This is a genomic window from Bacillus sp. BACIII (assembly GCF_057836745.1).
In genome coordinates, this window is record NZ_CM174437.1 from 3,344,526 (window position 1) to 3,366,311 (window position 21,786).

Sequence of the window (21,786 nt, forward strand, 5' to 3'; positions counted from 1 at the left end):
TTTAGAGTGTTCTAGTAAAAAAAGCGATCTCCCTGTTGTGAGTCGCTTTTTTTATATATAGAAGACGTTTCATCTATTATTTCAGGAAGTCGATCAGTGACGGCTGAATGATATTCGCATTTACTGACAGCGCAGCTTTATGAACCGTCTGCTGAGATAAATAATCAACAATCACATCTTCCATTTCTACATCTTCATTATCTGACAATACTTTTTCAGCGGTAGCAGCTTGAGATTCCAACCTTGTCTTAATGAGTTCCAAACGGTTTGTTCGAGCGCCGATATTGGATTTTTCAGCATTCATTTTGTCAGTAAAACCGTCGATGTCTGACAAAATTTGATTTGAATCCGCTTCAGAAAGCGTACCTTTGCTTAAAGAAGCTTCTAATGAGTTGAGAAATTCAAATACATTATCTCCATTTTGAGCGACGCCCCCGAAAGCTGAATTCGGGTCAGAATTCACTTTCAGCACTGCCCCGTTCGAAATGTTAATGTTAACGTCCGAAGCACTCGTGTAATTTTCATAGTTGTACGTATACGTGCCGTCGGCATTTTCAGTGATCGGCGGGACATCTGAATTTGTTCCGTTAAACAGGTAACGCCCGTTCACTTGAGTATTCGCGACAGAAACGAGCTGCTTTTTCAGCTGGCCGATTTCTGTACCGATGGCTTTTAATTCCGTTTCACCGTTCGAATCACTTTTTGCCTTAATCATCAAGTCCCGGATTTTCCCCATAATATCCGTTTCTGAGTTTACGCTGGATTCCGAGTTTTCCAGCCATGTGAAACCTTGCGAAACATTCCGCTGATACTGGTTGACCTGTGCAAGCTGAGTACGGTACTGCATTCCCTTCATTGCGACGACTGGATCATCAGAAGCTTTGGTGATTTTTTTCCCCGTAGACACTTGCTGCTGAAGCCGATCGAGCTTGTCATAACTTGAGCCGATAAATCGAAGAGAATTTTTTGCGATCATCCCTTGAGTTACTCTCATTTACTTATCTCCTTATCTTCCTCCGGTGCCCATACCGTTAATAATTTTATCGAATATTTGATCCTGCATCGTTATGATTCGCGCAGCGGCATTATAAGCGTGCTGAAACTGAATCATATTTGTCATTTCTTCATCTAATGACACGGCGCTGACTGATTGTCTCCGTTGATCGGCCGAAAGGGTGTTGCTTTCAGAGTTGTTCATAAGATTGGCCGCTTTTTGTGAATTAACGCCCAGCTTGCCGATAAGGGATTCATAAAAGTCATTAATTGTAGTGGTTTCACCGTTAATTGTCAGCTTGCTGTTCTGCACGGCTGCCAGGTTTGTCGCGTTTGTGCCGTCACTTTTTTCTCCGTTTAACGACGCTGCGATATTGTCGGTAGACGCAAGGACTTTGTCACTGACTTTTATTTTCGCTGCCGCCCCTTTTACCGGCACCGCTTCATCACCGCTGAAATCAAAAAATGCTGCGCCCTGTTCGCCTGTATAGGTCTTTCCTTTTTCGTGAACCGCATTAAACGCGTCAGCAAAGGAGAGCGCCATATTATCAAGAGCAGTCATCATTTCAGGATAAAGGCCCTTTTCTTCTCCATTTGACATATAGCCGTATGACTCAATAAGACCTAAAAGTGATCCTTTGCCGGTAAATGCATCCGCATTAACCGCATTGCTGCCGACGGATACGCTTGACACAAGACCGCTGTCCTGGTCGTAGTTGATTTTCATTTCTGAAACCGTTTTTGTATTACCATCAAGCAGTGTTCCGAGAGAATTGTTGTTTCCGTTCAGCAATTCCACGTTGACCGTGCCTTCAGCAGTCGCCAAGGCATGTCCGCCCGACTTATTATATGAAACTTTTATATTTGCCATAGAAGATAGTTGGTCAATCAATCTGTCTCTTTGGTCATATAAATCATTAGGAAGCATACCGCTCGGCTCAACTGCCGCTATTTGAGTATTAAGGTCATTCAGCTGATTTAAAATTGAATTGGCCTGATCCGCTGTGTTATCCAGGTTCTTTTTAATATCCCCCTGAATGTTAGTCAAAGAGCTTGATATATAGTTAAAACTCTCGACAAGAGATTTCCCCTGCTCCTGCAAGACTGAGCGCGCTCCCGTATTTTCCGGGTTCGTCGCCAGGTCCTGAAGGGCATTCCAAAACGAACTGAATGATCCGTTTAATCCGTTATCATCAAGCTCTTTCATGACGCCTTCCATTTGCGACAATGAATTGGAACGGGCTGTATAGTAGCCTAATTTTGTATTTTCAGTTCTGTACTGATAGTCTAAAAAACTGTCTCTGACACGCTCCACTGAACCGGCTTTGACCCCGGTTCCGATTTGGCCGGCCGTCAGCTCACTGTTTTTTGATACAGCGGGGTAAGGACTCGTCGATTGTAATGTGACGCGCTGCCTTGTATATCCTTCTGTATTTGCATTTGCAACGTTATTTGAAACTGTGCTCAATGCAGTCTGCTGCGCACTCAGTGCACGTCTTGCTGTTTCGAGCCCCATAAATGTCGATGGCATTGAAAATCCTCCGTTCTAAGCTTTTGAATCGAATAATGTCAAACGGCTGACAGGCTGGCGCGCCGCTTGCGGCTCTTTATAATTCATATTCTCTTTTTCATCCGGCATGATCATATCGAATGCCCCTGAGATGAATTGCAAAGCCTGAATCGTGAGCTGCTTATTCATCTCATTCACTTCTTTCAGACGGTTAAGAAGCGCAGATAAAGAGTGAAATAATCCTTCAAGCTCCTGTTTTTCACTGCCTGAAGCTCTTGAGATACATGCAGCAATTGTGTTATCTTCACCGCGGCTGAGAAACTGGGAAGTTAACTTGATTCGCTCTTCCTCAGTCTGCCCGATTGCCTGAATATACTTTTGCTCTTTGGTCAATATGTTGGAAAGCTCTTTTGTTTTACCTGCTTTCAGCGCTTCCGTTTTCTCCTCAGACAGCGTGAGCAGATGTTCATGCAGTGCGCAAAGTCGCTTCAGTTGATCGATAATTGGCTTTGCTGACATTGGCTTTCTCCTTTTTATTGCTTTTTATAGAAATTCATTATTTTTTCAGCGATGCTGTTTGAATCTATTTTATATGTTCCGCTCTCTATATCCGCTTTTAGCTGAGCGATTTTTTCCTGACGTGTTTTAGTGACCGCATCTGACGCATTTTGAAGCTCTTTTGCATGAGAAGAAATTTCCACTTTGTCTTTCGGCTTTGCAGCCTCTTTTTGTACGGCTTGCTTTTCGTAATTTTTTTGGTATGGATTAACGGATTGTGTTCCGTACTGATTGATTTTCATTGGATTCCTCTCGCTTTCTGTTCGCAGTCTAATTCTTTTATCGACTGCGTTATCAGTTAGTTTAGGGAATCAGGTGTTTTTGGTATTATAGGCATAGTATGTGTCTTTAGTACCATTTTTCTCTTTGAATTCAGCAGCTGTTTTTCGGTTCATATGATCTAATTGCGACTCGATATCAGTCTGACAGGACTTGCAGAATTTCCCTGTCCTGATCGGATTTCCGCACCTTTCGCAAGGGTATGCCAAATTCGGAAGATGGCTGATTTGAATCCTTTTTTGTTTGATAAACTTGAGGATCAGCTCTTCTTCCACACCTGTTTCCTCAGTAATCTGCTGCATCGTCGACTGTCTGTTGATCTGCTTTCTTAAAAATTTATAGACGGTTTCAAATGCTTTTTCTTCTTCTTTAATACATGCCTGGCATACGGTCTGCAGGTTCGTTTTAAAAAATAAAGCATTGCATTTTGGACAATTTGCCAATTCACCCATCGTTTTAACTCCTATTCCTTCATTTATCTGCCTTATATTTCTATCAATTATATCGGCAGAAAAAATGAATGATTTAGCTCCTGATTAAAGTAAAAGAGGAGACCGATAACGCTTTGCCTGCTGTCAGCAGAGCTTCGGCAGCTTGATGCAGTGTGGCGCCCGTCGTATAAATATCGTCTATTAAAATGACGTTCATACCTTCGGCGGAGTTTTCAGCAGCTGAAAACTTTTTTTCTGCGGAGAGCCTTTCTGTTTTGCTTTTTTTGGATTGTTTTTCATTGTTCAGTCGGATGAGGGGGTAAATGACGGGCATTCCGAGCAGAGAGGCCAGCAGCTCGGATTGATTGAATCCGCGTTCCGCCAGCCGTTCGCCGCTCAGCGGAATAGGGACGAGGGTATGTGTATTTGACGGGTACGCCGCTTTAAAGCCGGCAGCAAAATCACGTTCAAATGCTTGAATGATTTTCGCATCACCCCGAAATTTAAACCGGGTCAATGCATCCTTCATCGCATCATTATACAAATATACCGAACGGTTCTGCCGCAGTAAAAAGCGCTTTTCCGTTTTTGATTCCCGCGATATGCAATCAGCGCATTTTTCATTTGACTCCTGAGACCTTCCGCACAAACAGCATACGGGACCTTCAATTTTTTCGAATTGATTGCTGCATGCGCTGCATACCTCTTGTTCCGGTGCAAGGGAAAATAGAGATCTCCAGGTCAGTGAACTTGAAATTGGTGAATCACACAATAAACAATTCAGAGATATTACGCTCCTTCCCGATTTTCACAGAACTCGCTTGGTTTAACTGAAACAATCGCGGCTGATTCAGCCAGAATGACAAGCAGCGCCGTATTTTTCTGTTTATCAACCATCTCTGCTTTTGCATAAGCAACTTTCTTTTTATCAGTAACATATGCCGGTTCAGCCCGGTTTAATGAAAGAGCCAGTACATCATTTTTGCATACGCGGCATGTGCATTTCATATGAAGCTGAGGCATATGGCGGTCGAGAAGTTCCCTTAATATGATTTCTTTAGAATTGACAAGCATGTTGACAGCTCCTCATAGGAAAGTATGAGTATACTGTATCACGTTTTCTGAAATTAACTAGTCCAACAATTTACTTTTTTGTGCCAATTTGTTCATATGTTCTATATGTTTTTTTGCTTTTTTCATTCCGTTTGTCATTCCGAAATGAAACATGACGACATCACCGCTGAAATGTTTATAGTGCCTTCCCGTTCTGCCTGCGATCTGCACGAGTGCGCTCTCAGTAAAGATAGGTGCTTCCGCGCCGAGGACACATGTCTGAACTTTAGGTACGGTAACTCCTCTTTCTAAAATCGTAGTTGTTACCAGCAGATCAAGCCGGCCGTCTCTGAACCGTTTCACTTTATCCTTTCTGAATGTGTCTTCCGCATGTACGCCTTCTGCGCGGATATTTAATTTCTGAAAATAATCCGTTGTCTTTTTCAATACGTGTACAGACGGAACGAATAAGAAAACCGGCAGCCGTGATTGAAGTTTTTGCCGGACCCAATCCGTTACTGAGTACGGCAGTTTTCCTTTCTCAAGCTTCTTCTTCCAATTGCCGCACCATAAAAAACGCGGCTCCGGGAGAGGTTTTCGATGATATCTGGCCGGTATGCGGACGCTTTTCAGCAAACCGGCTTCAGCCTTCTTTTTTAATGCGTCTGAAGGAGTTGCCGTTACATAAACAAGGGCGCTGTTGTTCTTTCTGGCTTTATCAACCGCGAATCTTAATGTCTCATCGGCTGAAAAAGGAAATGCATCCACTTCATCTATTATCATGACATCAAAAATGTCCCGATATCGCAGCAGCTGGTGAGCGGTTGAGATCATTAGCGGAGTTAAACTGCCTTTGTCTTCACTGCCGCCGTACAGAGCAGAAACTTCAACATTCTCAAATGCTTTTTTCAGTCTCGGCAGAAGTTCAAGCACGACATCTGTACGCGGAGTCGCGACACAGATCCGCAATCCGTGATTCAGTGCAAACTCTATACCCGGAAACAGCATCTCTGTTTTCCCTGATCCGCAAACCGCCCACACTAACAGCTCTTGTTTCTCTTTTATCGCTTTTATAAGGGCGCCGGCCGCCTGCTTCTGTCCGTCTGTCAGTGTTCCTTCCCAAGCAAGCTTTACAGGCTCCCAGCTGCTTTCTGAGATTTGATTCCAAGAATATAATGACGTCAGTTCATCAGCCCTTCCCATGACGACACAGGCACGGCAATAGGTAATATGTCTTTTGGCAGAAGGCGCCCAGAATGCGGCAAAGCAGGATTGGTCAGACTGGCCGCATCGGCGGCAGACGTAACGTTTTTTCCTGCGGATGACAGACGGCTCGGCCGTTATATATTCTTTTTCTATAAAAGGACTGATACGCTGATCTGAAAACAGTATCTCAGATCTCAACAAATGCCTGCCGTAAAAGAAATCCCGCACCCCTGAAAATTCTGAAGCATCTTCGGACATTTCTCTGCCTCCTTTCTGCTCAAAGTATGCCTGCCGGGAATTTTTTTGTCGAATCCCGAAAATTAAAAAACAAAAAAATCTCCGCCCTTGAAAACGGAGATTTCCACTTAGTTTTTAAAGCACCAGCCGATTCCGATGGCGCCTTCGCCCAAATGCGTTCCGATCACTGCACCGAAATAGCTGTTATAGAATTCGACATGAGGGTATTTACCGCTTAATTCTTGAATAATATCCGCGGCTTCTTCCTCCCTGTTTGCATGAATGACAGCTGCCCGCATCGGGATTCCTTTACTTGCATCCTCGCCAAACAGCTCGAAAATTCTAGAAATCGCTTTTTTGCGTGTCCGAATCTTCTCAAAAGGAACAATTAGTTTATTGTCAAAATGAAGAATAGGCTTTACCTTTAACAGACCGCCGATAAAAGCCTGAGCACTGCTTAGGCGCCCGCCCCTCTGCAGATGTGATAAATCATCAACCATAAAGTACGCACGGACTGTTTTCTTCATTTCTTCCAGCTCTTTTAAAATCTCGTCCGGAGAGTCAACACCGTCTTTAATAAGCTGTGCAGCTTTTAATGCATAAAAACCTTGTGCCAAACAGCTGATCTCTGAATCAAACGGATAAACTTCGATATTATCAACCATAGCGTTTGCCGAAGCGGCGCTGTTATAAGTTCCGCTGATACCGCTGGACAAGTGTATGCTTATGACCGCATCATATGTTTTGCCCAGTTCTTCGTACAATGCGATCAATTCACCGAAAGAAGGCTGTGACGTAGTCGGCAGCTCATCATGATTTTTTACTTCTTTATAAAAGCTTCTCCAGTCGAGCTCTGTTTCTTCGCGGAATGTTTTTTCACCGAAAACCACTTGAAGAGGAATCATATGAATATGATGTTCATCTCTCATCTCTTTCGGAATATATGCTGTACTGTCTGTTACAACTGCAATATTCATCACTTTACCTGCCTTATTAAGTACTTAATAAGTATTTTAATAGATATGAAGCTGTAAAAAAAGACTTGCCTATTATGGCAAGTCTTCTCATACATGACTAACGCATCTCTACCCAGCCGTTTTTAATGGCTACGACAACAGCTTGTGTCCGGTCGTTAACGTTCATTTTCTGCAAAATATTACTCACGTGGTTTTTCACTGTTTTCTCACTGATAAACAATGATTCACCGATTCCGCGGTTGCTTTTTCCGTCTGCAAGCATTTGCAGCACTTCACATTCCCGTCTCGTTAATATATGTAATGGTCTCCGAATTTCCGGATAAACCTCATGCTGAGGATGAGCGGAAACTCCGCTTGTCGCAAGACGTCGGAATTCGTTGACAAGATTGTGGGTTACTTTCGGGTGAAGGTACGAACCGCCTTCGGCTACTACTTTCACTGCCTCAATTAAAGTATCCGCGTCCATCTCTTTCAGGAGATAGCCTCTTGCGCCTGTTTTTAAAGCATGGGTCACATAGTTTTCATCATCATGAATGGAGAGGATAATCACCTTAGATTCAGGGTACAGCTCAACAAGCTGCTTAGTAGCCTCTACTCCATTTACATTCGGCATATTGATGTCCATTATGACGACATCGGGATGATAATGCTCGACGATACGAGCCGCTTCATCTCCATCGTCACCTTCTGCTACCACTTCAAAGGTAGGTTCAAAATCCAATATTCTTTTTACACCCTCACGGAATAGTTGATGGTCGTCGATAATAACAATATTTACTTTAGTCACACGCTACGCCTCCTTATCCTATTGTTCTATATACGCCGCTGTTCGGTCAATATGTCTTTTGGCTCTATTTAACAAATTATAGGCCGAGAGATAACGGAACCTTAATCATGATAAATGTCCCAAGACCTATTTTAGAGTCTATCGTTATCGTTCCTTCAAGCAGATCTACTCTTTCTTTCATTCCCAGCAAGCCGAATGACTTGTTTTTCTTTTGTTTAGCTTCCTTAATATCAAAGCCTTTTCCGTTATCCTTAATGATAAGAACGACAAAATCAGCGGTTATTTCCACTTTTACCGTAATTTCCTCTGATTCTGAATGTTTGAGAGCATTTGTGACGGCTTCCTGAGCGAGACGGAAAAGCGCCACTTCAAATTGCGGGGCAAGCCTTTTGTTCTCCGTGTCTCCGATACACTGAAAATGTATTTTCACCTTTCCGTTGTATTCTTCAGTTGTATAAAGATATTTTCTCAGTGTCGGAATCAGCCCTAAATCGTCCAATGCCATCGGTCTTAAATCATATATAATCCTTCTGACTTCGTAAAGGGCATTCCGCACATTCTGCCGAAGATTTCTGATTTCCTGAAAGCCGTCCTCCGTGCCGCGGTCGCGGAAGATCCGTTCTATCAATTCCGATCTCATCATGACATTTGCCAGCATTTGCGCGGGACCGTCATGAATTTCTCTGGAAACTCTTTTTCTTTCTTCCTCTTGGGCTTCGATAATTCTTAAACCGAAATCTTGTTTAGCCTGCGCATCGGCAAGCAGAAGCCCTACTTGGCGAAGGTCTTGATTCAGGTAATTCAGAACGACGGTTATTTGGCTGACCAATGATTCTGACCGTTCAATGATTTCCTGAAGCCCTAAAAGCCGGCGTTCCAGATCATCCCTGCGCTCCCGCAGCTGTTTTTCACGCTGCTGAATCATCGTCAGTTCCACTTGAAGTTTGTGCGCCTTTTCATAGGCGTTGCGAATTTCTTCTTCGCTGAACTTATGGAAATTCCTGCTTACTTCAGACAAACGGTTTCTTGCGTGCCGAGTATGAACTTCAAGTTTGTCGCCCAGCTCAATCACTTCGTAGACCTGCTGTTTGATCTGTTTAAGTTCTTCGACCAGCTGCTCATATTGCTGGCGCGACTGCTCTCCGATTTGAAAAACCTCGTCTTTGCTCCCGTCCACGGTTTTCAGCATTTTCATGAGTATAGAATCCAAAACTTTGGAGTCCATCTTCGATTTATTCATCAGTCTCCCTCCGTAACGGTGTTGTTATGTATTTTTATTATAAATGTAATTGAACTGCAATTTATGTCGAATTATAATGAAAGAATGCGTATATTCTAGAAAAAAACATTTTTATATAGTATCTTACTCTTTCATGATACCAAAATATGCGCAAAAATTCTAAAGTCTGTTCGAATTTGTAGAAACAAGTCTTTTAATGCTTGTCAGGAGGGTCCAGCAATCATGCTGCACAGCTATTTAACTGTTAAAGAAACGGGTGAACACGAGATTGTGATTGAAAAATCACGTTTTATCTGCCACCTGAGCCGTGCTGCTTCTGAAGAGGAAGCGCAGGAATTTATACAAAAGATAAAAAAACAGCACTGGAATGCGACTCATAACTGCTCAGCTTATCTGATCGGAGAAACGGATCATATACAAAAGGCGAATGATGACGGAGAACCAAGCGGCACAGCAGGCGTACCCATGCTGGAAGTGCTGAAAAAACGCGGCCTGAAAGATACCTGCGCGGTGGTTACCCGGTATTTCGGCGGAATAAAGCTCGGAGCAGGCGGATTGATTCGTGCATACGGGAAATCAGTGTCTGAGGGGTTAAATCATATAGGAGTTACGGAGCGGAAGCTGATGCGGATTATGCATACATCGGCGGATTATACGTGGCTCGGCAAGATAGAGAATGAATTGAGGGAGTCAGTTTTTTTACTGAAGGATATCCATTATGCAGATCACGTCGAATTTGAAACGTACGTTGAAGAAAAAGACAAAGACGAGTTTATAAAATGGATGACAGAACTGACGAACGGCAAGAGTAAGAATACAGAGGGAGAACTGACGTATTTAGAAACAGACGTCAGCCCTAAAGGAGACTAATGTAATGGCTGAACGTGTAAGAGTGCGTGTTCGAAAGAAAAAGAAAAGCAAACGAAAGATTATTTTCAAGCGAATTTTGCTGCTGCTTACCCTCGTTTTGTTAGTCGCTGCCGGGGTCGGCGGGTACAAAGTATACAAAACGATCAATGCGGCAGATAATGCATATGATGCCCTTTCCCGCGGAGATAAATCAAAGCTTCGGGATGAAGTCATAGATATGAAGAAAAAACCGTTCTCCATTTTGTTTATGGGGATCGAAAATTATGCCACTAGCGGAAAAGGCGGACGATCAGATTCTCTTATTGTCGTTACCCTTGATCCGAGAAATAAAACAATGAAAATGCTGAGTATTCCGCGTGATACGCGGGTGACGCTTGCCGGCGACACAACCGGTAAAAAATCAAAAATCAATGCGGCTTTTGCTAAGGGCGGAGCGGATGAAACCGTGGCGACCGTAGAGGACTTATTAGACATTCCGATTGATAAGTATGTCACTGTGGATTTTAACGGATTTAAGGATGTTATTGATGAAGTCGGCGGAGTCAATGTAAAAGTGCCGTTTGACTTCGACGAGATGAGTGACGTCAGTAAAAAGAAACGGATTTACTTCAAGAAAGGAAACATGCATTTGAACGGTGAGCAGGCTCTGGCTTACGCGCGGATGAGAAAGCAGGATAAGCGCGGAGACTTCGGCCGGAATGACCGTCAAAAGCAAATCCTCAATGCACTGATCGACCAAATGTCGAAGGCTGGAAATATTGCTAAAATCGATAAAATCGCTGAAACAGCGAGCAATAACGTACAAACGAATATCCGAATCACTGAAGGGCTCGCTCTTCAGCAGATTTACAGCGGCTTTACCAGCAAAAAAATTGATACACTGTCCATTACAGGATCAGATTTATATTTAGGCGGCGGCGGAACCGCATCTACGGGCGGAACGTATTATTTCCAACCGGATCCGGCCAATCTCGAAAAAGTACGGCAAACCTTGCAGAAACATTTAGATTACCCGTCCGGAAACGGCACCGCTGCCGATTCTGCTTCTGACAGCACCGGAACGGACAGTACGACTGGTTCAACTTCCGGCGGCACAGGAACAGACGACGGGACGACTGATTCGACTTCCGGCAGCACGGGAACCGGCGGCACAACTGATTCAACCAGCGGTACTCCAGGTGCAAACGGAACGGACAGCACACAGTCCGAGAGCACAAATTCAAACGGCACAACAGGCTATTAACAGCAAACCCGATCCTTTGAGAAGGATCGGGTTTTTCTATATAATAAGAGAATAGAAGAATCCATAAAAAAGCAGACCATTCGCATGATCTGCTCTTTTTAATTTTTCTTTACCAATCTCTTGTAAAACTTGGTAAATGGTTTAAATTGTTCATTTACTAACCCTGTGACCTCTGCTATGATTTGCATAAATACAATCAATACAAAAATAATAAACAGCGAAAGCCATATGGTCGCGCTTTTCAGCAGGATTGCACTGATGCTGAAAATAAAGCCGATTAAATAAATGATGATGACAGCCGTACGGTGTGAAAGCCCGAAGGCCATCAGCCGGTGGTGTATATGTGACTTATCAGGCGCTGAGATCGGCTGTTTGTTTAAAATCCGCCTGATGACAGCGAATGTCGTATCAAAAATCGGCACGCCCAAAATAATGATCGGAATGATGATACTGAATAAAGTAACGCTTTTATAAAGACCCAATAATGAGAGTACTGAGATGACGTATCCGAGAAAGAGCGATCCGGTATCTCCCATAAATATTTTTGCCGGGTGAAAATTATAAAATAAAAATCCGAGTGTGCTTCCTATCACTACGAGAGAAAGTGACAGAATCAGGATTTTGCCTCCGGACAACGCCATTACTGCAATGGTGGACAGTCCGATGACTGACAGGCCCGCAGCGAGTCCGTCCAAACCGTCTATCAGGTTCATCGCGTTCGTGATACCGACGATCCATAACACAGTCAGCGGGTAAGCGATCCATCCCAATTCTAAACGTTCCGTTAAAAACGGCACGGAGAAAAAGTCCATTTTCAGTCCCGTGCTCACAATCATAATGGCCACGGCTAACTGGACGAAAAACTTTACCTTTGCGCTTAATTGGTATTTATCATCAAGGATTCCTAAAATAACAATAATAAACGCGCCCACCGTGATAGCGGTCATCTTCGTTTCATTATATATGCCGGCCGCGAGCACCCCTGCCGCTACGCCGATAAAGATAGCCAATCCGCCCATACGGGGCATTATTTTATCATGTACTTTTCGGTTGCTGGGCTGGTCAACTGCACCTATTTTGATCGCAATTTTTTTCACGATAGGAGTTAGGATTAAAACCGTTAGCAGAGAGACAAAAAACGCAACAACTATGCGAAACATGCGTTCGTCAAGCATAAAGAAGTCTCCTTTGGAATTATATGAAGTCTTTTCTGATATTGAACCGTTCCTTCCATTATAATTCTTACTAGTTATTATAACAAGCATCATCAAAAAGAAACACGCAAATCAAAAAATGCGCTTTCCCTTTTAATGGGATTGCGCATTCTTCAATATACCCGTGCATTCGAGCATTCGGCCGAATAAAACGTTCCAATCCCGTCTCCGGGCCAATTCACGGCGCAACGCCTCATATGATCCGCTCCGTTCCGATGCCAGCAGAGCGTCGCAGGCTGCGATGAAATCTGCGGGGTCGCTGCCTTCAACGTATTCATAAACGAAAGGCCTTTTGATTTTTGCCGTAGAAGTAAGGTTGCACCCGACAACCGGTTTCCCGGCAGCTAAAAATTCAAAAAGCTTGAGCGGAAATACCGCGTCATTATAAGGAGAATTTTTATAAGGCATAATGCCGATGTCGACGAGCTGCATATAGGACGGCACTTCATTCGGCGCGGCGGGTCCCGTCCAGATAACATTCGGGCGCTCCAGAAGCGACTTGAAATCCGGGTCATCCTGAGCCGTGTTCGGGCCTACCAATAAAATCGTCCAGTCCGGCCGTAAATCTGCCGTTTCCGCCAAAAGCGCGAAATCAAGCTTCGGTTTGATTCCGCCGATAAAACCGAGAACGTTTCCGTTTCTTCCCCGTAAAATGTCTGCATCCGGCTGTTGATTTTCCCGTGAAAACAGGTCATATTCCACTCCGTTTTCAATGGTGAACACTTTCTGGCGCGGATTCTCCAGCTTTTTTCCGACCTCCTGGTGCAGAAAGTCAGATGTGCAGGTAATGGAATCCGCCCGCTGAATGATTCTCATTTCCGCCTGTTTAATGATGTTTCTTCTTACATTTGACAGCACACCGGCACGGCCGCTGATCGGAGCGGCCCACAGATCGCTGCAATCGTAAATGACTTCATCCCAAGGGTAAAGATCTGATAAAAGCGGAAAACCGGGGAAGGTGTACCATAAGCAGCAGCGGGCCCCTTCTCCTTCTTCCTTCAGCACGGCCAGCAACGGTGAAAGCTTATGCCTGTAACACATATCTGTATACCTGCCGAATCGGAATGCTTTTTGCCTGAAGAGATCCTTTACCGCGAACTGCCGGATTCCCTCGGAAATTCCGGTCATCTGTCCGTCATTTGCCCGCGGAGACGGACATACCCAAATGACGCTTTTCGTTTCTTTTTGCCGTGCGAGAAATTCAGCCAGCCGGTGCCGTCTGTATCTCAGCCGGTCATGACCCCATTCCGCCGCTCCGACGATTACGTGAACAATCGGTTCCACCTTCATCACCCAGCCCCTCTTACGCCTACAGCCTTTTCATGACCGCGTTTTTCGCATATTGCATAAAACACCATGAAGCCTTGATAAAGTGCAGGCGCTCAATTTCTCTATAGACAAACCATGTTTTTTTGGCGGCTTTCCACTTGTTGCTTGAAATCGAATTCTGCACAAGTCTGTATTCTGAAAGACACTCATTCAAGCCGTAAGCTGTAAATCCCCTTTTCAGCAGGGAAAGCCAAGTCGCCAAATCCTGCCGCGTTCTGATATCAGGCATTTGAATCTGCCCCGTCTGCTCTCTGTCAATCATGACCGTTAAACATCCGATAATCGTGTTTTTTAAAGCTTCATCATATGACAGGCTTTCAGGCGCTTGAATCGTTTTATCCGTCGGCGTTCCGTCCTGCTCCATGACGCTGTAGCCCGTGAATGAAAAGGCGCAGGACCGCTCTGACATAAACGTCAGCTGTTTCTGAAGCTTTTCCTTCTTCCATCTGTCATCGCTGTCCAAAAATGCGACATAACGCCCCTCGGCATGCTCGAGGGCTGTATTTCTGGCAGCCGCGGCTCCCTTGTTCTCGTCTAAATAAACGACGCGGATCCGCTCATCCTTTTGTTCATATTGCCGTAAAATATCTCTCGTTCCGTCCGTTGAACAATCATCCGCAATGATCATTTCCCAATGCGGATGGCTTTGATGTAAAACGGATTGAATCGTGTCTTCGATATATTCACTTGCATTATAAGACGGTGTAATGACAGATACGAAAGGTTTCCAGTTTGTCATGGTCACATCTCCATCGCAGATTTTTAAAAGGACTCTCTAAAAAACTCAGGAATGACAATGAACATAAATGCAACTGCAATGCCGATCAAAACACCCAGAACCGCTTTCTTTTTCGGCGGCATGCCTTGTCCCGCCGTTTCACTCACCGGCTCTGAATTGATGACGGCGGCTGATTTCAGGTTCAGCTGTGTATTTTTCAATTCGTATAAAAATCGTTCCTTATCCACTTTGGCATCCGCGCTGACGGTTTCTCCTTCAAGTGCATCAATGCTCTGCCGGACCACTTTTGCCCGTTTCTCAAACAGCTCCTGATCATTCTTCAGAAATGTCTTCATGACGGCCTGAAACACCGATTCGGTCTCCTGCTTGTTTTGATCGCTGTAGCTGACCGTGATCAATGAATCTGATTGTGTTTCGACAGTCAGTTTACTTTTCACGGCCGTCCTTTCTTCGTCTGTTTTGTCAGGCAGAGCCTGTTTTAAAAAAGCATCGCTCGTCAAAAGGAGCGGAATTTCTTTTGTGTTGTTATAAAGCGGATGATCATAGTTTCCTGCGGCAATCGCGGCTTCCGATGTGAAACTGCTGCTTCCGGTGATTTTTGACGGCAATAGATAACCCGCCGCCCCCAGCACTACGGGCAGCGCAATGATCCAAATGATATTCTTTTTGATACGCCGGATTATTCTTGTCAACATATCCTTCATCTCGCATCTCCCTGTTTTTCATAGTACGCCGTAACGGCAGGCTCCTTTTGTAAACGCCTCAGAATATTGACCGCCGCAATCACGAGTGAGAGAAATACCCAGTGGAAAAATAAATTTGATACGGAGCTTGGGCTGATGCTGCTTACCAAAAAACCGGCCATTGCCGTGATGAGTCCTTCTGTGATCAGTCTTGACTGATTTACCGATTTTCTTTCATGGCATTTATAAAGTGTCCAAAAAAGGTACAAATAGACTGTCAAATAGCCGAGCATCGCAAGCACGCCGAAGTTCGTCATAATCTCGACGAGCCAGTTGTGCACCTCAACTACGCCGCCCGTATCATAAACGGGCTCGGCTTTTAAATAGTACGAGACGTTTCCGGCACCCACTCCGAACCCCCAGGAATCAATCACGTAGTAAAAGGCGTTCTTTAAAAGATTCGCCCGCGCGAGGTTCGATGGAAGCGGGTGCTGTCCCGGCATCGCCTGCGGAGCTGAAAACAGATTCAAGACGGCATTTGTGATACGGCCCGCAAATAAAACCGCAAACAGCGCAGCACCCGCTCCCGCTGCGTACAGTGCGAGTTTTTTCAGCAGAGAAGGCAGCAGGATAAAGACGTATACAGCCGCCCCCGCGCATATGCCCAGCAGGCTCGCACGCGAACCGGTCAACATGATTAAATACAAAGCGCTGATCGCAAAGAGCAGGCTGACGGCTTTTACATAGCCGTTTTTCACATTTTTCACCGCCGCCGCGTACAGAAAGAAACTGATGCACAAAAACGTCGCAAAATCATTTTGATTAAAGAAAACGGACGTCGGATAATGCTGTTTGTACTGCGGCCCGTTATAAAGCGTAGAACTCGGCAGTTGGTGGTGAGTAAAATGGTTGTAAAAGCCGATCGCCATCACAAAAATGGTCATCACAAGCCATATGCCGTAAAAAACCATCAGCTGATCAAAGCGCTGAATAAACATGACGATGAGATAAATCAGAAACATGCCCATCGCCATTAAAGCTAAATATTTGATCCCGTACGTCACGGATTTTGCCCACAATAACGATATGAGACCGTATGTAAACCATAAGGCGAAGAACATCAGGATGCCTTTTACATTCACCCGATTCCATCTGTCAATATGATGACGGTTTGTCAGGATGCCGGCGATGTGAAGAGCACCCGCCCCGATTAATAACAGACGGTATATAAATAAGCTGAAAAACCCGAGATGGATCGCAAAGAAGGCCTGATTTAAAAATGTACACGCGATCAAGACATAAATGAGCCCCATAAACATCTGACCGTTTGCGGTAAAGGCGGATAGCAAAGCAAGACCGGCAATCCCGATCATGGCGGCAAGCAGCAGCACGGTGATTGTTCCGAAGCCGGCATCCGCCCTGACCGCCTCCACCATGATAAATCCTCCTGTAATGACAGCGGCAAGCAGCACAAGAACATGTGCCGCTGAACGTTTGATAATCACATGGCAAACCCCTTTCCAAAACCGGCAGCCGAGCCGGGCCGCCGAGAGCCTGAAGACAAATCTTTTTCTATCTTGCCAGTTCTTTTATTTGCCGATCGGCATGAACCGCTGGACGTCCGACGGAATGATAAGTGAATCCTGAAACCCGCATATATTCCAGCGGGAACATATTTCTGCCGTCAATGATGACCGGTTGTTTGAGCAGCTGCTTCGCCCTCTGAAGATCCATTTCCTTGACTTCCGGCCAATCGGTTGTAATCAGGCATGCATCCGCATTTTTGATGGCGCTGTACAGCTCTGTGTAATAGTCAATGCCGTCGTTTCCTAATACCGCAGACGCTTCGGGAATCGCGATCGGATCATACGCTTTTACGTGAGCGCCCTGCTCTTTAAGACGCGGAATGATATCAAGAGCCGGGGCGGAGCGGACGTCATTTGTGTGCGGTTTAAAGGCCACCCCCAGTACGGCCACGGTTTTCCCTTTTACCGAACCGATGGCGCGGTTTAATTTTTCCGTTATTAGAACCCGCTGCTTCTGATTGGTTTCTATGACGGCTTCCATCATTTGAAACGGATATCCGGCGCTGTTTGCGATATGCAATAAAGCCGTTGTATCTTTCGGAAAGCAGGACCCGCCGAACCCGATGCCCGCCTGGAGAAATTTATTCCCGATCCGGCTGTCAAGGCCGACGCCTTCTGACACGTGAGAAATGTCCGCGCCGACACGTTCGCAAATATTTGCGATATCGTTAATAAAAGATATTTTGGCGGCTAAAAAAGCATTTGCGGCATACTTAATCATTTCCGCGCTTTCAAGATTGGTCTTCACGATCTTCGTACGGAACGGCTTGTGAAGCTCTTCAATAACCGAAGCGGCATGTTCGCTTGTGGCGCCGATGACCGCCCGCTCCATCTGCATTGTATCCCGCACCGCCGAGCCTTCGCGGAGAAATTCAGGATTTGACGCGACATCAAACGGATATTTCCCCTTCGACGCTTCGCTGATGATTTGGTAAACGAGCTTTCCCGTCCCGACCGGAACGGTGCTTTTGCTGACAATGATTTTGTATCCGTTCAGCTGTTCCCCGATTGTTTGCGCGGCGGCCTTGATATAGGTCAAATCGGCTTCACCCGTCTTTGACATCGGTGTACCGACGGCAATATAGATGATATCAGCGGCTTTCACAGCCGGCCCAATCTCTGCCGTAAAGGACAAACGCCCGGCACTGACGTTTTTTTCAGCTAATTCCTCAAGCCCCGGTTCATATATCGGGATGACTCCGTTTTGCAGGCTTCTGATTTTCGCTTCATTGATATCACAGCAAGTCACATGATGGCCGATTTCCGCAAAACAAGTTCCAGATACGAGACCTACATACCCTGTTCCTAATACAGCGATTTTTTTCACAGCTTCATCCCTCTTTCGAAAGGTTCTCCTCTTGCCCGGCCCGGTTCATGACGGTCCGGTATTTCTCTTTCAGCGCTTTTGCGTTTTGGCTTGCGTCAAAATACGTGCGGACGGTTTGATAAAGTTCTTCGGCTGTTTGCGTTGTCCATGCCTCTCCTTTTTCATATTGCAGGATGGATTCCGCCAGCGTTTCGGGTGAACCCGGTCTGATCAGCAGCCCCCGGTGTTTACCGAATAAAGAAGCCACTCCTCCGACATCAGTGCAGAGCACCGGCACCTTCAGAGCAAGCGCCTCAATGACCACGGTCGGCATGCCTTCACTGTAGGACGGCAGGGCCATGATATCCGACGCCAGCAGATAGTCCTGTATCTTGTCATTCGGCACTTGCCCCGTGACGATGTGAGCGGCTTCCCGCAATGAGGATGCGGCGGGTCCGTCACCGACAAAGACGGCTTCAAATCTTTCATCCAATGACTGAACGGCTTTTGATAAGTCGAAAACGCCTTTCTCTTTGACAAGCCTGCCGATGAACACGATCAGCTTTCTATCCGGAGGAAGGCCGAGCCGTTTTCTGATGGCTTCTTTCGTCTCGTTTCTTTTTTGGAAGGCGTCAAGCGTGATGCCGATCGGAAGCACGCTGCAATCCGCTGCGCTCAGCTTCTTCATTTGTTCCCGCAGACTGCCGCTGACGGCATAAATATCGGCAGCCTCCCGCACCGCAAATGTAAATGCGCGATGAGCGCTTTTGCTGTAATGCGGATAGACATTGACATCACTGCCATGCAAGGTCAGGACATACGGAATTCCCAGGGCCTTTGACACAATGGCGGCCGCTCCGCCTGACGGCATGGCGAAATGCGCGTGAATCAGATCAGGCTTCAGACCGTTCTTTTTGATCGCAGAAAGAACCGATGCCGCCATTCTTTTATGCGGCTGCGCCCATTTCAGCTGCCCGGGGACCGCCTGATAAAACGGCCGGTGTACGGACACGCCTTTCCGCCATTCATGCGCAGGCCTTATATCCTTTTGCCGATATGTCTTTTTCAGCAGCCGGAATGGCGCGGCGAGTTTCGGCCGCGGACAGATGACGGTCATCTCCGCGCCAAGCTTTCTCAGTTCTTGCGCCTGTGTTTCATGAAAAACGCCTTCCCCCGGCTTTTCACTGCTCGGATAGACACTTGTCATCCACAATACCTTCATAGCAAACGCCCTTTTCTTAATTTACTTTTCATCTGCGGATAAGCTTTGATTAAAAGAAATAAATAACACAATGCGCCGCAGGCTACTGAGATCGCCAGACGCAGCTTTACATCAAGGCTGATCCGCTCCGTTCCGAGGCTGGCTGTAAAGGCGATGACACCCATCGCCGCCGTAAGCAGAAACGGTTTGGCCACGGCTTTGAAGTAAGCCGACAGCCGCAGCTTAATGACATATGCCAACAGCCAGCGGCCGATCAGGAAATTCAAGATGCTGATGAATGCGTACGTCCAGGCTACCGTCAAGAGATTTCCGGACAGCACGGCGGCGTACAATGATGCACCATACAGCAGCATCACCCCGGCGTCCCAATAAAACGCCAGATCGGCCCGCCCTTTTGCCAGCAGCACAGATCCGTTCGGGTTCATCAGGACCCTTAAAATCCCGACGATGGCGAGAACATTTAAGACCGGGACAGCCGCCAGCCATTTTTCTCCGAATACCGACGCCACGAATGCATCCGACACTGAAACCAAACCGAGCAAAAGCGGAAAGGATATCAGCGCGAGCATTTTGGTCATATTGAGAAAGCCTTCTCTGATGGCGCTGTTTTCATGCTTGTTTTTCGCAAAGACGGGAAACGCGACTCTTGTAATGATCGGATTAATTTTTAATACCGGAAGCGTGACTATCTGATAGGCCAGATTATAAATGCCAAGGGCCTCAGCGCCGATAAAACTGCCGATCAGAATCATATCAGTATTCGCCCCGAGCCGGTTCACAAGCCGGGAAGACAGCTGAAAGGCTCCGAAAGAAAAGAAGCCTTTCATTCCCTTCAGATCAAAAACGAACGACGGACGCCATGTTTTTCTGCAGGCCATCCAGTACAGAATCCCCTTCGACGATTGCAGCAGCACCTGTGAAATCACATATGCGAGAATCGGGTCCGTATAAAAAACCGCAGCCGCCAAGTAAACGAAGGACAGCACATTTGAAAAGATTTCAATTTTGCTTAACGTGTTAAATGCCAGCGCTTTTTGCAGCATATACTGATATTGCTGACCGATCGGTGCGATTAAAAACATGACGGCCAGCACGCGGACTAAATAGTCAAGCTCCTCCCGCTGATAAAAATCAGCAATGAGCGGGCTGCTGAAAAACAGCAGCGCAAACAGTGCAAGCCCTGTTATGATATTCAGCCAGTACAAGGAAGACATCTGTTTTTCAGTGACATGATCTTTTTGAATGAGCGCGGCGCCAAACCCCATATCAAGCGCAATTTGGGCAAACACCGCTACCGTTGTGATCATGCCGACAAGGCCGAATTCAGCCAGTGACATGACCCGCCCGAGCAGGGCGAATTGAACGATTTGAATGACCGTAATACACGCTGTCGAAATACTTGTCCATTTGGCGCCGCTCAAAATTTGATTTGTAATACTAGGCATCGTTTTCCCTACTTTTTTGTCTGCTGACCAGAATTTTTATCGTGCCCCGTCACCGGTCCAGATTACTTTGCACGTTTTGAGCATAATCTTCAGTTCCAATGAAAAGGTCAGGTTGCGGATATAATATAAGTCAAACATCAGCTTTTCCCTCGGTGTCATGTCATATCCCCCATTGACCTGCGCCCAACCGCTTAATCCCGGCTTAACAGCCAGCCGCTCCGTAAATCCCGGGATTTCTGCCTGAAACTGTTCCGTAAACACGGGCCGTTCGGGGCGCGGGCCGATCAGGCTCATTTCTCCCCGAAGCACATTTACCAGCTGCGGCAGCTCATCAATACGGGTCCTTCTGATAAAAGCGCCGACCTTTGTCACGCGGGGATCCTTTTTCAGCGCCCAGACCGCACCCGATTTTTCAGCATCTATTTTCATAGAGCGGAGCTTATACAAATAAAACGGCTTCCCGTCTTTGCCTACCCGCTCCTGCTTATAAAAAGCCGGGCCGGGCGACTCCAAACGAATCAGTATGGAGAACAGGCCTATTATCGGAAGCGCCGCCAAAAGCCCCGCAAGCGCAAACACAATATCCATGAATCGCTTAAAAGCCAAATAACGGGCCGTTCTTTCCGTTACGGCAGCGGAAGTCCCCTGCCGCACTGCATAGTTATTATTTACATTCATGCTTTTCTCTGCTCCCACTGACACACACCTCACGATTTGTTGGGATGTTTGATGACCTATGCCGTGAGTTTAGCAGATGGATGTTAATTGGAAGTAAAGGAAACGTTAATGTTTATTAGAATGTTTCGATTATTGTTTTTTTATTGTAAATCTATTCATATCCATATTTGAGTCAAACCATAATGAAAAATAAAAAAACA

The 21,786-nt window shown here is 45.8% G+C and carries 22 protein-coding genes; 2 read left to right on the forward strand and 20 right to left on the reverse strand.

Annotated features, from left to right (window positions below; all coding sequences use genetic code 11):
• Positions 1–76: 76 nt before the first annotated feature.
• From flgL to degS, 11 genes are all read right to left on the reverse strand, one after another.
• Positions 77–994: a flagellar hook-associated protein FlgL gene (flgL, locus tag ACXN9U_RS16445; protein ID WP_060964149.1), complete on the reverse strand. Its 918-nt coding sequence runs from the start codon at positions 992–994 to the stop codon at positions 77–79.
• A 12-nt stretch (positions 995–1,006) separates the two neighbouring features.
• Positions 1,007–2,524: a flagellar hook-associated protein FlgK gene (flgK, locus tag ACXN9U_RS16450; protein ID WP_060964148.1), complete on the reverse strand. Its 1,518-nt coding sequence runs from the start codon at positions 2,522–2,524 to the stop codon at positions 1,007–1,009.
• Positions 2,525–2,539: 15 nt separating this feature from the next.
• Positions 2,540–3,022: a flagellar protein FlgN gene (locus ACXN9U_RS16455; RefSeq protein WP_060964147.1), complete on the reverse strand. Its 483-nt coding sequence runs from the start codon at positions 3,020–3,022 to the stop codon at positions 2,540–2,542.
• Between the two features lie 14 nt (positions 3,023–3,036).
• Entirely contained in the window at positions 3,037–3,303 is a 267-nt protein-coding gene (gene flgM / locus ACXN9U_RS16460; RefSeq protein ID WP_016937773.1) for a flagellar biosynthesis anti-sigma factor FlgM, read from the reverse strand.
• Between the two features lie 69 nt (positions 3,304–3,372).
• Positions 3,373–3,792, reverse strand: coding sequence for a TIGR03826 family flagellar region protein (locus ACXN9U_RS16465; RefSeq protein ID WP_489201917.1), 420 nt, complete (start codon positions 3,790–3,792; stop codon positions 3,373–3,375).
• A gap of 73 nt (positions 3,793–3,865) precedes the next feature.
• Complete coding sequence (locus ACXN9U_RS16470; RefSeq protein ID WP_489202506.1) at positions 3,866–4,555, reverse strand: phosphoribosyltransferase family protein; 690 nt, start codon at positions 4,553–4,555, stop codon at positions 3,866–3,868.
• A 5-nt stretch (positions 4,556–4,560) separates the two neighbouring features.
• Positions 4,561–4,845, reverse strand: a complete 285-nt coding sequence (gene comFB, locus ACXN9U_RS16475; RefSeq protein ID WP_016937770.1) for a late competence protein ComFB — start codon at positions 4,843–4,845, stop codon at positions 4,561–4,563.
• A gap of 57 nt (positions 4,846–4,902) precedes the next feature.
• Entirely contained in the window at positions 4,903–6,288 is a 1,386-nt protein-coding gene (locus ACXN9U_RS16480) for an ATP-dependent helicase ComFA (RefSeq protein WP_489201918.1), read from the reverse strand.
• A 107-nt stretch (positions 6,289–6,395) separates the two neighbouring features.
• The gene (locus tag ACXN9U_RS16485; protein ID WP_438420748.1) at positions 6,396–7,244 is read right to left on the reverse strand and encodes a DegV family protein; all 849 of its coding nucleotides are present in this window, start codon (positions 7,242–7,244) and stop codon (positions 6,396–6,398) included.
• Between the two features lie 97 nt (positions 7,245–7,341).
• The gene (gene degU / locus ACXN9U_RS16490; protein ID WP_003219701.1) at positions 7,342–8,031 is read right to left on the reverse strand and encodes a two-component system response regulator DegU; all 690 of its coding nucleotides are present in this window, start codon (positions 8,029–8,031) and stop codon (positions 7,342–7,344) included.
• 76 nt (positions 8,032–8,107) lie between these two features.
• Complete coding sequence (degS, locus tag ACXN9U_RS16495; RefSeq protein WP_326351119.1) at positions 8,108–9,271, reverse strand: two-component sensor histidine kinase DegS; 1,164 nt, start codon at positions 9,269–9,271, stop codon at positions 8,108–8,110.
• 222 nt (positions 9,272–9,493) lie between these two features.
• Between degS and ACXN9U_RS16500 the strand changes: the two genes are divergently transcribed.
• Together ACXN9U_RS16500 and ACXN9U_RS16505 are read left to right on the forward strand one after the other, a co-directional pair.
• The gene (locus tag ACXN9U_RS16500) at positions 9,494–10,141 is read left to right on the forward strand and encodes a YigZ family protein (protein ID WP_007614107.1); all 648 of its coding nucleotides are present in this window, start codon (positions 9,494–9,496) and stop codon (positions 10,139–10,141) included.
• Between the two features lie 4 nt (positions 10,142–10,145).
• Entirely contained in the window at positions 10,146–11,384 is a 1,239-nt protein-coding gene (locus ACXN9U_RS16505) for an LCP family protein (RefSeq protein WP_060964143.1), read from the forward strand.
• A gap of 98 nt (positions 11,385–11,482) precedes the next feature.
• Here ACXN9U_RS16505 and ACXN9U_RS16510 read toward each other — a convergent pair whose 3' ends face one another.
• The 9 genes from ACXN9U_RS16510 to ACXN9U_RS16550 all read right to left on the reverse strand — a co-directional run bounded on the left by ACXN9U_RS16510 (position 11,483) and on the right by ACXN9U_RS16550 (position 21,604).
• Positions 11,483–12,559 (reverse strand): glycosyltransferase family 4 protein, encoded by a 1,077-nt coding sequence (locus ACXN9U_RS16510; RefSeq protein WP_060964142.1) that lies wholly within the window; start codon positions 12,557–12,559, stop codon positions 11,483–11,485.
• A 132-nt stretch (positions 12,560–12,691) separates the two neighbouring features.
• Positions 12,692–13,888, reverse strand: a complete 1,197-nt coding sequence (gene tuaH, locus ACXN9U_RS16515) for a teichuronic acid biosynthesis protein TuaH (RefSeq protein WP_060964141.1) — start codon at positions 13,886–13,888, stop codon at positions 12,692–12,694.
• Positions 13,889–13,907: 19 nt separating this feature from the next.
• A complete protein-coding gene (gene tuaG / locus ACXN9U_RS16520) occupies positions 13,908–14,666 on the reverse strand; it encodes a teichuronic acid biosynthesis protein TuaG (RefSeq protein WP_060964140.1) in 759 nt (252 codons plus the stop codon).
• 23 nt (positions 14,667–14,689) lie between these two features.
• A complete protein-coding gene (tuaF, locus tag ACXN9U_RS16525) occupies positions 14,690–15,370 on the reverse strand; it encodes a teichuronic acid biosynthesis protein TuaF (protein ID WP_060964139.1) in 681 nt (226 codons plus the stop codon).
• Positions 15,367–16,854 carry a teichuronic acid biosynthesis protein TuaE gene (tuaE, locus tag ACXN9U_RS16530; RefSeq protein ID WP_489201919.1) on the reverse strand — a complete coding sequence of 496 codons (1,488 nt, stop codon included), beginning with the start codon at positions 16,852–16,854 and terminating at the stop codon, positions 15,367–15,369. The genes tuaF and tuaE overlap by 4 nt, the downstream gene beginning before the upstream one ends.
• Positions 16,855–16,921: 67 nt before the next feature.
• Complete coding sequence (gene tuaD / locus ACXN9U_RS16535; RefSeq protein WP_489201920.1) at positions 16,922–18,262, reverse strand: UDP-glucose 6-dehydrogenase TuaD; 1,341 nt, start codon at positions 18,260–18,262, stop codon at positions 16,922–16,924.
• Positions 18,263–18,266: 4 nt separating this feature from the next.
• Positions 18,267–19,463 (reverse strand): teichuronic acid biosynthesis protein TuaC, encoded by a 1,197-nt coding sequence (gene tuaC / locus ACXN9U_RS16540; RefSeq protein WP_489201921.1) that lies wholly within the window; start codon positions 19,461–19,463, stop codon positions 18,267–18,269.
• The gene (gene tuaB, locus ACXN9U_RS16545; RefSeq protein ID WP_060964135.1) at positions 19,460–20,908 is read right to left on the reverse strand and encodes a teichuronic acid biosynthesis protein TuaB; all 1,449 of its coding nucleotides are present in this window, start codon (positions 20,906–20,908) and stop codon (positions 19,460–19,462) included. The genes tuaC and tuaB overlap by 4 nt, the downstream gene beginning before the upstream one ends.
• A 36-nt stretch (positions 20,909–20,944) precedes the next feature.
• Positions 20,945–21,604, reverse strand: coding sequence for an exopolysaccharide biosynthesis polyprenyl glycosylphosphotransferase (locus ACXN9U_RS16550; RefSeq protein WP_060964134.1), 660 nt, complete (start codon positions 21,602–21,604; stop codon positions 20,945–20,947).
• Positions 21,605–21,786 lie beyond the last annotated feature (182 nt).

Coding starts and splice junctions, on each gene's coding strand:
- ACXN9U_RS16455 (WP_060964147.1), bottom strand. CDS start 3,022: ATGTCAGCAAAGCCAATTATCGATCAACTGAAGCGACTTTGCGCACTG.
- flgL (WP_060964149.1), bottom strand. CDS start 994: ATGAGAGTAACTCAAGGGATGATCGCAAAAAATTCTCTTCGATTTATC.
- tuaG (WP_060964140.1), bottom strand. CDS start 14,666: ATGACAAACTGGAAACCTTTCGTATCTGTCATTACACCGTCTTATAAT.
- comFB (WP_016937770.1), bottom strand. CDS start 4,845: ATGCTTGTCAATTCTAAAGAAATCATATTAAGGGAACTTCTCGACCGC.
- ACXN9U_RS16500 (WP_007614107.1), top strand. CDS start 9,494: ATGCTGCACAGCTATTTAACTGTTAAAGAAACGGGTGAACACGAGATT.
- tuaC (WP_489201921.1), bottom strand. CDS start 19,463: ATGAAGGTATTGTGGATGACAAGTGTCTATCCGAGCAGTGAAAAGCCG.
- tuaB (WP_060964135.1), bottom strand. CDS start 20,908: ATGCCTAGTATTACAAATCAAATTTTGAGCGGCGCCAAATGGACAAGT.
- flgK (WP_060964148.1), bottom strand. CDS start 2,524: ATGCCATCGACATTTATGGGGCTCGAAACAGCAAGACGTGCACTGAGT.
- ACXN9U_RS16485 (WP_438420748.1), bottom strand. CDS start 7,244: ATGAATATTGCAGTTGTAACAGACAGTACAGCATATATTCCGAAAGAG.
- ACXN9U_RS16510 (WP_060964142.1), bottom strand. CDS start 12,559: ATGCTTGACGAACGCATGTTTCGCATAGTTGTTGCGTTTTTTGTCTCT.
- flgM (WP_016937773.1), bottom strand. CDS start 3,303: ATGAAAATCAATCAGTACGGAACACAATCCGTTAATCCATACCAAAAA.
- tuaF (WP_060964139.1), bottom strand. CDS start 15,370: ATGAAGGATATGTTGACAAGAATAATCCGGCGTATCAAAAAGAATATC.
- ACXN9U_RS16465 (WP_489201917.1), bottom strand. CDS start 3,792: ATGGGTGAATTGGCAAATTGTCCAAAATGCAATGCTTTATTTTTTAAA.
- ACXN9U_RS16505 (WP_060964143.1), top strand. CDS start 10,146: ATGGCTGAACGTGTAAGAGTGCGTGTTCGAAAGAAAAAGAAAAGCAAA.
- degS (WP_326351119.1), bottom strand. CDS start 9,271: ATGAATAAATCGAAGATGGACTCCAAAGTTTTGGATTCTATACTCATG.
- tuaH (WP_060964141.1), bottom strand. CDS start 13,888: ATGAAGGTGGAACCGATTGTTCACGTAATCGTCGGAGCGGCGGAATGG.
- ACXN9U_RS16480 (WP_489201918.1), bottom strand. CDS start 6,288: ATGTCCGAAGATGCTTCAGAATTTTCAGGGGTGCGGGATTTCTTTTAC.